This is a genomic window from Streptomyces sp. NPDC007025 (assembly GCF_042869455.1).
GTDB lineage: Bacteria > Actinomycetota > Actinomycetes > Streptomycetales > Streptomycetaceae > Streptomyces.
Genome location: NZ_JBIAFT010000001.1, coordinates 422,384 through 435,884, shown reverse-complemented (window position 1 = coordinate 435,884; position 13,501 = coordinate 422,384). Strand labels below are relative to the sequence as shown.

At 73.4% G+C, this 13,501-nt stretch carries 10 protein-coding genes and 1 pseudogene; 5 read left to right on the top strand and 6 right to left on the bottom strand.

Translation table 11 applies throughout. From position 1 onward, the window contains the following. Positions 1–78 precede the first annotated feature (78 nt). The 3 genes from ACFYMO_RS01790 to ACFYMO_RS01780 all read right to left on the bottom strand — a co-directional run bounded on the left by ACFYMO_RS01790 (position 79) and on the right by ACFYMO_RS01780 (position 4,160). Positions 79–1,245 (bottom strand): CapA family protein, encoded by a 1,167-nt coding sequence (locus ACFYMO_RS01790; RefSeq protein WP_388543521.1) that lies wholly within the window; start codon positions 1,243–1,245, stop codon positions 79–81. A 666-nt stretch (positions 1,246–1,911) separates the two neighbouring features. Beyond that, positions 1,912–3,078 (bottom strand): polyprenyl synthetase family protein, encoded by a 1,167-nt coding sequence (locus ACFYMO_RS01785; protein ID WP_366770804.1) that lies wholly within the window; start codon positions 3,076–3,078, stop codon positions 1,912–1,914. Positions 3,079–3,803: 725 nt separating this feature from the next. Beyond that, the gene (locus ACFYMO_RS01780; protein ID WP_366770805.1) at positions 3,804–4,160 is read right to left on the bottom strand and encodes an ATP-binding protein; all 357 of its coding nucleotides are present in this window, start codon (positions 4,158–4,160) and stop codon (positions 3,804–3,806) included. A gap of 566 nt (positions 4,161–4,726) precedes the next feature. Here ACFYMO_RS01780 and ACFYMO_RS01775 point away from each other — a divergent pair. The 3 genes from ACFYMO_RS01775 (at position 4,727) to ACFYMO_RS01765 (ending at position 7,621) form a co-directional block, all read left to right on the top strand. Then, positions 4,727–5,227, top strand: coding sequence for an STAS domain-containing protein (locus tag ACFYMO_RS01775; RefSeq protein WP_366770806.1), 501 nt, complete (start codon positions 4,727–4,729; stop codon positions 5,225–5,227). Between the two features lie 107 nt (positions 5,228–5,334). Next, positions 5,335–6,579, top strand: a complete 1,245-nt coding sequence (locus ACFYMO_RS01770) for a PP2C family protein-serine/threonine phosphatase (RefSeq protein ID WP_388543518.1) — start codon at positions 5,335–5,337, stop codon at positions 6,577–6,579. Between the two features lie 193 nt (positions 6,580–6,772). Beyond that, on the top strand, positions 6,773–7,621 hold the full coding sequence (locus ACFYMO_RS01765; protein ID WP_388543517.1) for a metallophosphoesterase family protein: 849 nt from the start codon (positions 6,773–6,775) through the stop codon (positions 7,619–7,621). Between the two features lie 9 nt (positions 7,622–7,630). On the opposite strand, the gene ACFYMO_RS01760 is transcribed toward ACFYMO_RS01765, so the two are convergent. The 3 genes and pseudogenes from ACFYMO_RS01760 to ACFYMO_RS01750 form a co-directional block, all read right to left on the bottom strand. Then, the gene (locus ACFYMO_RS01760) at positions 7,631–7,960 is read right to left on the bottom strand and encodes a hypothetical protein (RefSeq protein WP_388543515.1); all 330 of its coding nucleotides are present in this window, start codon (positions 7,958–7,960) and stop codon (positions 7,631–7,633) included. After that, positions 7,951–8,699, bottom strand: a pseudogene (locus ACFYMO_RS01755) (ATP-binding cassette domain-containing protein). Before ACFYMO_RS01755 ends, ACFYMO_RS01760 begins: the two are co-directional and overlap by 10 nt. Next, positions 8,696–11,167, bottom strand: a complete 2,472-nt coding sequence (locus ACFYMO_RS01750; protein ID WP_388543513.1) for a GNAT family N-acetyltransferase — start codon at positions 11,165–11,167, stop codon at positions 8,696–8,698. Before ACFYMO_RS01750 ends, ACFYMO_RS01755 begins: the two are co-directional and overlap by 4 nt. A 202-nt stretch (positions 11,168–11,369) precedes the next feature. Between ACFYMO_RS01750 and ACFYMO_RS01745 the strand changes: the two genes are divergently transcribed. Continuing rightward, the gene (locus tag ACFYMO_RS01745) at positions 11,370–11,807 is read left to right on the top strand and encodes an SPW repeat protein (protein ID WP_366770813.1); all 438 of its coding nucleotides are present in this window, start codon (positions 11,370–11,372) and stop codon (positions 11,805–11,807) included. 457 nt (positions 11,808–12,264) lie between these two features. Next, a complete protein-coding gene (locus tag ACFYMO_RS01740) occupies positions 12,265–13,419 on the top strand; it encodes a YhjD/YihY/BrkB family envelope integrity protein (RefSeq protein WP_366770814.1) in 1,155 nt (384 codons plus the stop codon). Positions 13,420–13,501: the final 82 nt, after the last annotated feature.

Below are 13,501 nucleotides of genomic sequence, written 5' to 3'. Positions count from 1 at the left end.
GCGGGGCCTCGTCCGGCGCCCGCGCCCCGCCCACGGTCCGCCCCTCCCCCACACGGCCGCTACGGAGCCGTTGCGCCGTCAGGGGGCCATGCTCAGCCCGTCCTCCGCGGCTCCACGGCTGAAGACCGCCTCGCGGATGGCCGCGTACGCCTCGTCCTGGGCCGGGTCGCCCGCGCTCCGGCTGGCCTTCGAGGCGAGGTTGACGAGGGTGTGGCGGGGCGAGGTCTTCATCATGAACGGGGTGAACTCGGCCTTCTGCACGGTCCAGGCGGCCGCGCCCCGGTCGTCCTCGGGTGGCACGAAGCGGAAGCGCGCTGCGGTGCCCATGCTGCCGCGCGGGTCGTTCATCTTGCCGGCGATCTGATCGCCCATGCCGTAGACGACCCACGTGCCGTTGACCTTCTCGTACGCCTGGGGGACGTGGGCATGGGTGCCCAGGATCAGGTCGATGTCGCGCCGTCCGCCGGAGCGCGCGGCCGTCAGCTTCCTGGCCAGGGAGCGCTGGAGGTCGTCGGGTTCCTGCTGCCACTCGGTGCCCCAGTGCATGCTGGCCACCACCACGTCGGCGCCCGCGCGGCGTGCTGCCCGGGCGTCCCGGATGATGCGCTCGGGGTCGATGAGGTTGACGAGCCACGGCTTGTTCTCCGGCAGGGAGATGCCGTTGGTGCCGTACGTGTAGGAGAGCTGCGCCACCTTCGCGCCGCCCGCCCGCAGCACGGTGGGACGGTGGCGCTCCCCGGCCGACCGCGCCGACCCCGCGTGCCGGAGACCGACGCTGTCCATGGCGTCGAGGGTGCGGTTCACCCCGTCCGCGCTGTCGTCCAAGGTGTGATTGGAGCCGGTCGAACAGGAGTCGTAGCCCGCTTCCTTGACGGAGCGGGCGAGCTGCGGCGGCGTCTGGAAGAGCGGGTAGCCGGTGAAGGGGCCGCCGTCCGGGCCGTAGACGGTCTCCATGTGGCAGATCGCCAGATCGGCTCCGCGGGCCGCCGGTCTCGCGGCCGCGAGCATGCGGCCGAAGTCGTACCCCGAGCCGCCCGCGTCCGCACGCGCCTGCCGGATGAGCGAGTCGTGGACGAGCAGGTCCCCGGTGGCGAACAGTGAGAAGCCGTGTGGAGCCCGTCCGCGGCGCGCCTGCTCCGCCTGCTCTCCGCTGCCGTGACCGGCCGGTCCTCCGTCCCGTCCGGAGCCCCCTCCGGTCTGGCCGCACGCTGCCGCGCCGCCGAGCAGGGCCGCGAGGGCGAGCACCGCCGTGGTCCGGTGGAGGACGCCACACCTCCGGGGGCGACGGGGAGCGGCGCGGGGCCGCGGACGACGGGTCGCGGCGGGCGTCCGGGGATGGTGGGGAGCGCGGTCAGGAGCAGGGCGGGCAGCGGACATGGGCTCTCCTCCAAGACGAGAAAGTCATATAAGTCCTATTAACTGACTTACTGACTCGTCCCCTCTCCCGCGCAGCGACACCGCCCCTGCCGCCGAACGGCCCACAAGATCCACCCGGCCGCTCGTTCGATGCAGTCGCCGATCCTCATCGCCGAGGAGGCGCACCGCCCTGGCCGCGATCGACACTGCACAGGTCAGACGTCCTCCGTCGCCCCACAGGAGCCTTCCGTGACCGACCTTCGCGCCGCGCGGCAGGACACCCGCGGCACCGGCCGCGCAGCGCGCGCGATGCCGGGCGTTGCCTCGGACTCTGTCCGGGGGCGCGGTCGTGGCGCCGGCACCGGGCCTTCGCTCGCCCGCGCCCTCGGCCTGGACCCAGCCGGCCGTCCTCACCGTCGACCGCATCGCGCTGCAGGGCGACCGGCGCGACGCCGGCCGATCCACCGTGGACCAGCCGGCGGCCGTTCCGCTGCTCGCCCCCCTACCTGTCGGCCGCGGCGGCCTTCCCCGTACTGGGCCGGGCGGCGGCCCGGCTCAGGCGCGGGTGACGGTGTGCCGGAAGAGCGCACGGAGTGCCGCGTGCGAGGCGGCAGGCAGCGACGCCTTGTCCAACTGCGTGTACGCCTCGGCAAGCTGCCAGGCCGAGATCTCGTGCGCGGCGGCGCGTCCGCCCGCGGTCTCTATGAGGTCGGCGAGCTCGTCCGGGGGCGGCGGACAGGCGGGGCCGCCGCCCAACGACCGGGCGAGGGTGCGGGCGGCCGGGTTGACCGCGCGCAACGCGGTGATCAGCGGAAGGCTCGGACCGCCCTCGCGTAACCCGCTCATGACCGGCCGGCCGCTCAGCGCGGTCCCCGACCAGAGGTCCTCGATGTCGCGCTCCGCCTGTGCGGCCACCCCCAAATGGTGCCCCGCCCGTGTCAGCGCCTCGACGACCCGCTCCTCCGCACCGCCCAACAGCGCCCCCGCCGCCAGTGCGCACTCCAGCAGTGAGCTGGTGCGGGCCGCCGCGACCGCCGCGTACTCCGCCACGCTGATCCCCTCCGGGGCCCGGCGGCGCAGCGCCAGTTCGGCCGAGCGGCCGCTGATCAGCCGCGACGTCGTCCGGGACAGCAAGCGCAGTACGGCGGCCCGCTCCTCCCCGACCGCCTCGTCGTCCTCCAGTATCTCCGCCTCGGCGGCCGCGTCCCGGGCGGCGGACAGCTGCGCCCCTTCGGCCGCCCGGGCGCCGTCCGGCTCCCCGGACGCCAGCAGGCAGCGGGTGGCGGCGCCCAGCAGCGCGTCCCCGGCCAGCACGGCCCAACCGGTGCCGTAGACGGCCCACACGGCTGAGCGGCCCCGCCGCAGCGCTTCCCCGTCCATGACGTCGTCGTGCAGCACGGCCCAGTTCTGGACGAGTTCCACGGCCGCGGCCCCCGGCAGTGCCGCGGCCGTGGAGGCCTCCGGCGCCCCGCCGTTCCGTTCCGGCTCGCCCGCGCCCGCCGCGTGCAGGGCGAGCGCCGCGTGCGGATACGGGCCCGGGGTGACGCCGTAGGTGGGGCTGCCGTCCGGCCTGGTCCAGCCGAAGTGGTAGCCGCAGACCCGCCGCAGCTCGGGTTGGAGGGCTGCGACGGCCTCCCTGAGTACGGGTTCGGTCCGCTCGTGCGCGTACGCCAGCAGGGAGGGTGCGGCGGCGGGGACGTCAGAGAGGTCGTGAGTCGTCATACCGGAGCGGCTTCTCCTTTCTCCGGCCCAGGCGCGCCATGCAGCGCGAAGCGTTTAGGAATGGTGCGCTCTCAGTAATCGGCTTTCCCACCCTCCGCTGCGGTGACTCCCGCTCGGCGGCCCCGACGGGAAGCACGCGGGGGCGCAAGGGGCGGCAGGGCGCGACAGGGGGAGGCACGACACGACACAGGGCGGCAGGGCGGAGCGGGGCCGGTGCGCGCACCCGGCGCGCACGGCACGTGTGCGCTCCGCCGGGGCGAAGGGGGGCGGGTGGAATCCGACGGAGGCCGCGACGCGCCCTTCGGCGGAGCAGGCACTCGGCGCACGGGGAGTGCGGGCCCCGGGCGGTGCGAGCCCGGCGGGCTCCAGGACGCGGTCCCGGCGGCGGCACCGGGCATCCCGGTCCCGGGGCGCGCGAGCCGTCCCGTCTCGGCGAACCGCGTCGCCGCCCGGGGTGCGGCACCGGAGACCGGAGACCGCGGGAGTGCGGAGGGGGCGCGACGACAGCGGGTGCGCGGGGAGGCCGCCGATGCGCGGAGTGTTCCGTCCGGTGTCACCCCGGCCGGGGTGCGGCCCCGCATTCGCGGCTCAATACGGCTTCCGGGCCACTCGATTTCCCGGACCCCGACCCGGCCCCGCGGGCCGCCCATTCCTTCTCGGCGTCGAGGCGGAACACGCTTTTCCGATAAGGGAGTTCACCGTCTTCCGCAGCGTTCGACGCACCGCTACAGCGGGATATTCGCACAGATGATCTTTCCGGTGTCGGGGTGCAGCCGAATGGTGAGGTCGCGGGCCAGACGGCAGACGATGGGCCAGCCGAAACCGCCGCCTTCCGCCTCGGCGAAATCCTGCGGGCTGCGGTCCCGGGGAAGCACCGCACTGGAATCGGCGACCTCCACCGTGACGGAGTCGTGCCCGGCGCTCAGCCGGAAGTCCCGGACCCCCCGACCGTGCCGAAGCGCGTTGGTCACCAGCTCGGACACGACCAGCAGGACGGTTTCCGCGGCGTCGGACGAGGGCGGGGGCGAGACCGTGGCCAGGAAATTCCGCGTGATCCCGCGCGCCTGGAAACTGCTGCGCAAATACCGCGTCCGAGCTGTGTCCGCTGTCACACCCTCTTCGTCCCGGAGGGCCGCTACCTGTTCCATGCTTGTCTCCCGTCTCCGCGGGGTGTTGCCGCCGAAAGCAGCCCGACCCGCGAATGTGGGGGTCTTTCCTCTGCCAACGGGGTACCGCGCTCTGCGTGAATACCCGCCACCGCCGAACGGTCCCCCATGTGAACGCTCGAACGGCTGGAGGGTCAGTTACCCGGGGCCTTCGTCTTCATGCATCATCCGGCGCGAAGAGCGCGGACGAGGAAAGGTCGGATCTTCACGGGAGACCGTCGGGGATCTTTTTCCGCGGCGGGAGCCCCGCCGGAGCCGACCGCTCCCGCCGCGGGTTACCAGGGGAAACGGCCGCCGCTCCCGCGCGAAGCGGCTCTCGCACCCGGTGGCAGCACGTACGATCACTGGTGCAGAAGAGGCACGGGCGGGTGAGAGGCGCGGGCGGCCTCGCAGGGCACCGGCTTTGGAATACTCGGAATCCGCGGATCCGCGCCTGGGCGGACGCGCAGAGCACCGGCTCCGTGCCGGGGGACGGAGGCCGATTGAGGTCGCGGGAGAACGACCGTCTGGCCATCACGCCGCTGACCGTCAAGGACGAGTGCGCTGTGCTCCGCTTCAGCGGCGAACTGGACCGGGGTTCCGAACAGTTCTACCTGGACCGCATCGGTGCCGTGGTCACCAGCGGCTACCGCCATCTGGTGCTGGACGTCACCGCCCTGGTCTTCTGCGACTCGCGGGGGCTCAACTGCCTGCTCGCGCTGCGTTGGCTGCTGCAGCGCCGGGAGGGCAGTCTGCTGCTGGCCTGCGTGGGGCGGCGGCTCGCCGCGGTGCTCGCGCTCACCGGCAGCACAGAGATGCTGCCGGTGTTCTCCAGCGTCAGCGAGGCCCTCCGCTCCCTCCCCGCCGACCAGCGCCCGGACTGGCCTCCCACCGGCGGCGTCGGCCCGGAGATCCCGCTGCACAGTCCGGAGCCGCTGGAGACCTCGTGGCAGAAGGACCACAACCCGCACTTCCCGCGGGACCCCGAGGGCAGGGACTCCTGACCCCGAGGGCCTCGCACGCGGTGTCGCACCGGGCGGCGGGCCGTACGCGGGTGAGGATGGAGGGTCGCACAGCAGACCCTCGCCGCATCGCACCCTAGGAACGGGCCATGGAACAGCAGCAGGCCGGACCGCGGCCGCAGCAGCCCCCCGATCAGGCGCAGCGCGCCCGGGAGCACCCGCAGCCCAAAGCGCTCTCCACCCCGGCCTTCCTGGCCTGGGTCCTCGGTCTCACCCTGCTGGTCTTCGGGCTCAGCTTCCTGGCCGGATCCGAGACGCGCCTGGTCGGTCTGCTGATCTTCCTTCCCGCCATCGCGGCGAGCGTGGGCACCGTACGGCAGACCCAGGCCGCCTCCGTCTGGGCCACGGCGGGGGGAGCCATCTCGGTGGCCCGCAACCCCGGCTACCACCTGGACGACGCCATCACGCTCGTGCTCACCGTGCTGTTCGCCGTGCTGGCGGTCTTCGGGGCGCGCTGGCGGATCGCCCGGGACACCGAACTGCTGCGGCTGCGCTCGACCGCCGCCGTCATCCAGCAGCACATCCTGCACCCGCTGCCCGAGTTCACGTCCCAGGTGCGGGTGGACGGGATCTTCGAGCCGCTGCAGGAGGACAAGCTGTTCGGCGGCGACATCTACGACGTGGCCGACACCCCCTACGGCACCCGGGTGCTGATCGGCGACGTGCAGGGCAAGGGGCTCTCCGCGGTGGGTGTGGCGTTCGCCGTGCTGGGCGGGTTCCGGGAGGCCGCGCACCGCGAGCCGGCGCTGACCGGACTGGTCGGCGCGCTGGAGACGTCCGTGGTCCGGCACAACGCCTACGCACGCCACTCGGGTGAGGCCGAACGGTTCGTCACGGCCCTGGTCGTCTCGATCGACCCGCTGGACCGGGGTACGGCGCAGGTGGTCAACTGCGGCCACCTGACACCGTTCCTGGTCCGGGACGCACTGCCGCCCGACGCTGTGCGGCTCGGTGCGACGGGCGTACCGCTGGGGCTGGCGTCGCTGGTGCGCGAGGAGCGCTCCGCGGCGGGCGTCTGCTTCCCCCCGGACTCGACCATGCTGCTGTACACCGACGGACTGTCCGAGGCCCGGGACGGGCACGGTGCCTTCTATCCGCTGGCCGAGCGGCTCGCCGCCCTGGTGGGGCCCGCGGGGGCCGCCGCGGACGCGACCGGCGGGGAACTGGCCCGCGCGCTGCGCGACGACGTGCGCGCCTTCTCCCATCCCTACCAGCAGGACGACCTCGCCGTCCTCACCCTGCGGCGGATCTCCCCGGCGGACCGTGCCCGGGGGGTCCGGCCCGGTGTCGCCGCCGCCAGGCCGAACCCGCGCGAGAATCCCCCGGAGGAATGAGGCCGCACAGCCCCCGCCGACGTGCCGTCGTCCGCCGCCCGTTGCCGTCCCGTCCGCACCGCTCGTCGGCGGCGGACGTTAGGGTCGGTGCGGACGGAGCGGCGGCAGCGCCGCGGCGCTGCGCCCAGGGGTCCGCGGAGGGACGCGGACGGACGCAGCGGGGGACGCAGCAGGACACGCAGGGGGGAGCCGCATGACATCCGGCCGGGGTCGGCTGCTGGCAGTCAGCGATCTGCACGTGGGGATGACGGCCAACAAGCCCGTCACCGAGTCGCTGCGCCCGCACACCGACGAGGACTGGCTGATCGTCGCCGGGGACGTGGCCGAGCGGTTCGACGAGGTGGAGTGGGCCCTGCGGCTGCTCGCCGGCCGGTTCGCGCGCGTGGTGTGGACGCCCGGCAACCACGAACTGTGGACTCCGCACAGCGATCCCGTGCAGTCCAGGGGCGCCGAACGGTACGCGCAACTGGTCGAGATGTGCCGTGCGGTGGGCGTGCTGACGCCCGAGGACCCCTACCCGCGCTGGGCCGGGTCGGAGGGCGAGGTGGTGATCGCGCCGGTCTTCCAGCTGTACGACTACACGTTCCGGGCCCCGGGGACGCACACCAAGGAGGAGTCGCTGGCGGCCGCCCACGCCTCCGGCGTCGTCTGCACGGACGAGTACCTGCTGCACCCGGACCCGTATCCGGCCGTCGACGACTGGTGCCGGGACCGGGTGGCCGCGACGGAGAAGCGGCTGGACGCCCTCGACCCCGGCACCCCGCTGGTCCTGGTCAGCCACTGGCCGCTGGTGCGGGAGCCGACGGACGTGATGTGGTATCCGGAGTTCGCGCAGTGGTGCGGCACGGAGCTGACGGCCGACTGGCACACCCGCTACAACGTGGCCGCCGCCGTCTACGGCCACCTCCACATCCCCCGGACCACCCGGCACGACGGGGTCCGCTTCGAGGAGGTCTCCATCGGCTATCCCCGGGAGTGGCGCAGCCGCGGGCATCCGCGCGGGCTGCTGCGGCAGATCCTGCCCGCACCCGAGGAGGGGTGAGCGACCCACTCAGGGCGCCGGGCGGCGCAGCTTCGCGGCGCTCCGCGCGGTGGCGAACAGCAGGGCGCAGCTGAGCCCGACCGCGGTCGCCACCGGGCGCACCGCATCCAGCACCTGCGCCCCCGGGTCGAGGACGCCGCCCGATGCGAGCCCGACGGTGAGCGGAGCGACCGCCGCGAGGAACGGTGCCGCGTACCAGAAGAGGAACACGAAGACGCTGGCGTCCCCCGCAGGCGTCACCAGCCCCAGGGAGAGCAACTCCGTCCGCACCGGACCGCGCACCGCGGCCAGCACCGCGGCGGCGGCGAACGGCGGGGCGCACAGCGGCATCAGCAGCAACGCCCACCCGCCGCAGCGCGAAGGGGACCGCCGCCGCGGGGGTGCGCGGCCGCCTCGTCCAGCACGTCGAGGCCGCCCTCGGCGACGACCCTGCCGTCCTCGAGGACGACCACGTGGTCGGCGACGGCGTGCACGAGTTCGGCCTGGTGGGTGGCGAGCAGCACCGCGACGCCGTCGTCGGTCTCGCCGCGCAGCAGTGCGCCCAGGCGGGTGCGGGATGCCGGGTCCAGGCGCTGCTCGGGCTCGTCCAGGACGAGCAGGTCCCGCGGGCGGACGAGCGCGGCGGCCAGGTGCAGTGCCTGGGTCCGGCCGGAGGAGAGCGCGGAGGGAAGCTGGTCGGCGTGGTCGGTGAGCCGCCGGTCGGCCAGCACCTGGTCGATCCACGGGTGCGGATCGGCCACTCCGTGTGCCACGGCGACCAGTTCCAGTGGTCGCGGACGGTCAGGTCCGGATAGCAGGCGACGGTGTCCCCCGTGACAGTCACCCGGGCGCGTACCTGCGGATCGTCCTCGTCCACCGGTGCGCCGCCGAACAGGGCGGTGCCGGTGGTCGGCCGGTCCCGCCCGCAGGCGAGGCGCAGCAGGGTGGACTTGCCCGATCCGTTGTGGCCGAACAGGGCGGTGCAGGTGCCCGCCCGCACCTCCAGATCGAGCGGGTGCAGGGCCTGCCGCTCGCCGTAGCGGCGGCTCACCCCCGCCAGCCGCAGCAGCGGCGGGTCCGCCGCGGGCGCCGCTGTCATCCGGCCGGGGGGCCGGGCAGGCTGCCGGACCGGTGCCGCAGATGGACGGTGACGCGATGGCCCAGGAAGGTGTCCTCGCGTCCGGGCGTGAAGCCCAGCCGCCGGGCGACCTGCCGGGAAGCGGTGTTGCCGTGCGCGATCATGGCGGTGAGGTAGGGGACGTCCAGCGTCTCCAGTCCCCACTCCACCACGGCCCGGGCGGCCTCGGTCGCGAATCCGCGGCCCCAGCAGGACCGCCGGAACGTCCATCCGGCCTCCACCTCGTCGAAGACCTCCCAGTGGTTGAGGCCGCAGCGGCCGAGGAGCGCACCGGTCTCCTTGGACTCCACCGCGCACAGCCCGTGGCCGCGCTCGGACCACTGGCGCTGGATGCCGGCGAGCCGTTCGCGAGCCTGTTCGCGGGTGAACGCGGGGACGAACCGGGTGACTTCGGGGTCGCTGTGCAGCTCCACGAAGAAGTCCAGATGGTCCGTCGTCAGCGGGCGCAGCAGCAGCCGCTCGGTCTCCAGGACGGGTCCTGTGGCACCTTCGTGCACGGTGAAAGCCTGTTCGGTCAGCCCCATGGCGGTCATGCTCTCAAACCGCCTCGTCCACCGGTTCGTTCGGCCGACCGTCCGGGGTACCCGGCACCAGGGGAGGCGCGCGGGGTCGCCCTGCTGCGCGGTCACCACTACGAGCGCGGCGGGGAGCAGGTGGCTCTCCTGGTAGCCGGTGGGGAGGCGCGCGGTCCACAGTTCACGGTCTGCGGCGAGATCGTAGGCGACGACGGTTCGATGGTGCGAGGCGGAGGAGCCGCGGTTCCCGACCACGAGCCAGACAACCGTTCCGTCGGCGGCGAGGACCGCCACACAGGGGCGGCGGCCGCTCGTTCGGTAGCGCTCCGAGTGCCATCGGATCTCGCCGTCGCGGGGGTCGAGCGCCAGCAGGTCCTCGGAGCCGGCGAGGAGCACCAGTCCGTTGCGGAGGGGCCAGGCCCGGCCCGAGGGGGAGGTGTCCGCACGGCGCCACAGCTCCTTCCCGGTACGCATGTCGATGCCGGTGGCGTCCGCTCCGTCGGCCAGGAGGGCGACCTCGTCCTGCCACAGCAGAGGCGTGAACTTCTCGGCAGGCTCGGTGAAGTCGTAACGCCACCGCGGAGTGGGCGGCGCGCCCTTGAGTCGTTTGCGGGACGGGTGTTCGCGTTCCAGCCGTTCCGCCGGGGAAAGGACGGGTGGTTCGTCGGCGGTCACCGCCCAGGTGAACGAGCCGCCGACGGCGACGCCGGCGACGCCGGCTCCCGCGGCGGTGATCAGGGAGCGGCGTGACGGTGCACGGGTGCTTTTTGCGGCAGAGCCGGCAGCCGGGCCGCCGGGGGTGCCGGGCGTGGGCGAGCAGTCGGCCGGTGCGGGGCCGTCCGCCTGGGTCGGGACAGGGGCGGAAGCGGGTGCGGGGGCGAACTCCTCGTCGGTCTCGGCCGCGAGGACCGCTGCCGTCTGGACGGCGAGGGCCGCGCTCGCCCTCTTCGGCAGCCACCCGGGTGTCAGGAGCCCGGCCACGCAGCTGGTGCCGTGGTCCAGTACTGTGCCGTGGTCCGGTGCCGGGCCGCCGTCCAGCATCGTGCTGCCGGGGCCGCCGCGCGGCTGCGAGCCTCCGGGCCGCGCCGGTTCGGCCATCCGCGAAGAGTGGTCCGCCGGCTGGACGCTCCCGCCCGTGCTGCCGTGCGGCAGCCGCCGTAGGAACTCCGCCGCCGACGGACGGTCGGACGGATCCGCCGCCATGCAGGTGTGAAGGAGGGCGGTGAGCTCGGCAGGGCCGGGGACACCCGGTTCCGCCGCCGTTCCGATTGCGCTCAGTCGTCCCGTCGCCGCGTAGCGGAGGACGGCCGCCAGCGCGTACACGTCCCCCAGCGGGCGGGGGCGCCCGCCCGCGACCTGTTCCGGTGCGAGAAAGGGGTGTGCGGTGCGGGGTTCACCGTCCGGGGCGGAGATCCGGGCCGCGCCGTAGCCGCCGAGACGCGGCCCCTCACCGGTCAACAGCACCGCATCGGCTGTGACGCCCGCATGGGCCGCCCCGGCGGCGTGCAAGTGGGCGAGCGCTTCCCCGAGCGCGGTGCCGACGGCGAGCACAGTGCGAAGCGGCAGCGGTCCGCAGGTCTCGACGACGGTCGGCAGCGGCAGTGCGGGGCGATAGGGGGACGCGTTCCAGGTCGGCGCCGGGGGGTCGGCCAGTTCGCTCACTTCGCTGACCGGCAGCAGCCAGGGGGTGCCGACGGTGAGCTGCTGGGCGGCCAGGGCCTCGGCGCGGAACCGGTACAGGGCGGCGGCGGACCGGTCCCGCACGGTGGAGAGGAGAACCGTCCGGTCGCCGTCGGCGGTGCGGCCGAGGAAGCGGTGGAGGGTGGGGCGGACTTCGCTCCCCGCACGGTCCAACCGGCCGACGAGTGCGTACGGCCCCAGCCGCCGTGGATCGTCGTGGCGCAGCCGTTCCATGCCCTCCCCTATGCATGACGGAGAGGAGCAGCCTACGTCACCGTGATCCCCCGGCCACACAGCGCACTCAGGGGTGACTGGAGAGCCCGAATATGATATAAATCACACTGGATGGGGTGATTTACCCCGTTTGCTGGTCACTCAAGAGGAGTGGTGGACGGTTTGCCGTTCACCGAAGGCACTCCAAGGAAGGAGGAGGACCATGGCAGTGCCTACTACCGGCAGCACCATCGAGCACCACCCTGACCTCGTGGAGATGCGGGCCCGGTACGAGAAGGCCGGATCCACTCCGACCGCGCAGATCGTCGAAGGGCTGGCCTTTCTCTCCGGCCTCTACATCGCGATCTCACCGTGGGTGGTCGGTTTCAACGGGACGACGACCCTCGCGGCGAGCAACCTCATCGTGGGGCTGGCGTTCGCGGTGCTGGCCTTCGGATTCGGTTCCGCCTACGAGCGGACGCATCTGCTGGGCTGGACCGCGCCACTGCTCGGAGCCTGGGTGATCATCTCGCAGTGGGTGATCAACGGCGCTCCGGACACAGCGCAGATCGTGGTCAACAATGTGGTCGCGGGAGGTGTGGCAGCACTCTGCGGATTCGCGGTCATGGGGTTGGCCCTCATGGGCAGGCGAAGGACGTGAAGCCTGTCGGCTGACCCGCGGACAGCAGAAACAGACACGACGCGCAGCATCTGATGCGCGTCCGGAACGGGCGGAGCGGCCCCAGCGAGGCTGCGCCGCCCGTCTCGTGGTTCCGGGCCCGCACGACGCGATGATCCCGGCCGCCCGCCGCGCACCGGCGCCCGATCCTCCGAATCCACCGTCGGCCCCTGGCCCTGAACGCACCGTCGGCCGCCGCCCCCCGCCCACCGGTCCCCCGCCGGACGATCCCGCACCCGCCGGATGGCTCTCCGGGAGGTGCGCCCGGGTACGGGCTGGGGTTGGCTGGGACGGCGAGAGCGGTCCGGTACCGGCGCCGGGCGGGGTCCCCGCCCGGCAGCACGAACCCCCGCACCTGGTTCCCCGTGCGGGCGACGATCGCGAGGCTTCGGCCGGGCGCACGGGCAGACGGGCAGGTCGAGGAGGCGTCCGACGGGCCATGGGCATGGGCACGGCGCAGCGGATCGACGCCTTCCAGCAGCGGCACCGCTGGGCCGGTCTGCCGCTGGCCGTCGTCTACAAGGTCTTCGACGACCAGGCCCTCTATCTCGTCGCGCTCCTCACGTACTACACCTTCCTGTCGATCTTTCCTGTGCTGCTGCTGTTCGTCTCGGGTCTCGGCTTCTTCCTGGAGGACAACCCGGATCTCCAGCGGCAGCTGCTGAACTCGGTGCTCGGGGAGTTCCCGGTGCTCGGGGAGCAGCTCAGAGGGCGGATCCACGCCTTCCGCAGCAACGGCATCGCTCTCGCCATCGGCATCCTCGGCAGCCTGTACGGGAGCCTGGGTGCGGCTCAGGCCGCGCAGTACAGCCTCAACAAGATCTGGGCGGTCCCGCGCTACCAGCGGCACGACCCCTTCAGGTCGCGGCTGAAGGGGATGCTCTTCCTGACGACGGTGGTCTGCGGGCTGTCCGTGACGCTGCTGCTGTCGCTGGCGACCTCGGAGTCCAAGGCATTCGGGACCGACCTGGGCGCCGGGCTCCGCGCGACGATCACGCTGGTGGCGGTGGCCGTGAACGCCGGGCTGCTGCTGGCCACCTACAGCTTTCTCACCCACCATCGGGTGGCGCTGCGCAGGCTGTGGGCGGAGTCGCTCGGAGCCGCCTGCGCCTGGCAGGTGCTGCAGTGGGCCGGCGGGTACTACGCGACCAATGTGCTGCGCGGCGCGAGCGCGACCTACGGAATGTTCGGCATCGTGCTCGGTCTGCTCGGCTGGATCTACCTGGGTGCGTTGATCTTCATGGTGGCGGCCGAGGTGAGTGTGGTGCGGGCCCACCGGCTGTGGCCCCGGAGTCTGCTGACCCCGTTCACCGACCGGGTGTGGCTGAACTGGGCCGACCGCCGCGCGTACACCTCCTACGCGACGACGGAGACCTTCAAGGGCTTCGAGACCGTCACCGTCGAGTTCCACCAGCGCCCGCCGCCGGGCGCCCGCCCGGCAGCGGGCTCTCCGGACGACCCGTGGGACGAGGGCCCGGCCGGGGCGCCCCCTCCGGAAGCGGACCCGGCACAGCGGCACCGGCCCCCGGCGGGCCCGGCGGGGAACGAGCCCCCGGACGCGTCTCCGGGGCCGCCGGGCCGGAACCACGAGTGAGGTCCACCGCCGTGGCCCGGGGCGCGGAGGGCCGTGTGACGTTGCGCGTGTGGTCCGGTTGCGCGGCCCTCACCTCCCGGTC

Bases quoted from the DNA above. Each gene is read 5' to 3' on its own strand.
- ACFYMO_RS01745 (WP_366770813.1), top strand. From the start codon at position 11,370: ATGGCAGTGCCTACTACCGGCAGCACCATCGAGCACCACCCTGACCTC.
- ACFYMO_RS01765 (WP_388543517.1), top strand. From the start codon at position 6,773: ATGACATCCGGCCGGGGTCGGCTGCTGGCAGTCAGCGATCTGCACGTG.
- ACFYMO_RS01785 (WP_366770804.1), bottom strand. From the start codon at position 3,078: ATGACGACTCACGACCTCTCTGACGTCCCCGCCGCCGCACCCTCCCTG.
- ACFYMO_RS01740 (WP_366770814.1), top strand. From the start codon at position 12,265: ATGGGCATGGGCACGGCGCAGCGGATCGACGCCTTCCAGCAGCGGCAC.
- ACFYMO_RS01750 (WP_388543513.1), bottom strand. From the start codon at position 11,167: ATGGAACGGCTGCGCCACGACGATCCACGGCGGCTGGGGCCGTACGCA.
- ACFYMO_RS01770 (WP_388543518.1), top strand. From the start codon at position 5,335: ATGGAACAGCAGCAGGCCGGACCGCGGCCGCAGCAGCCCCCCGATCAG.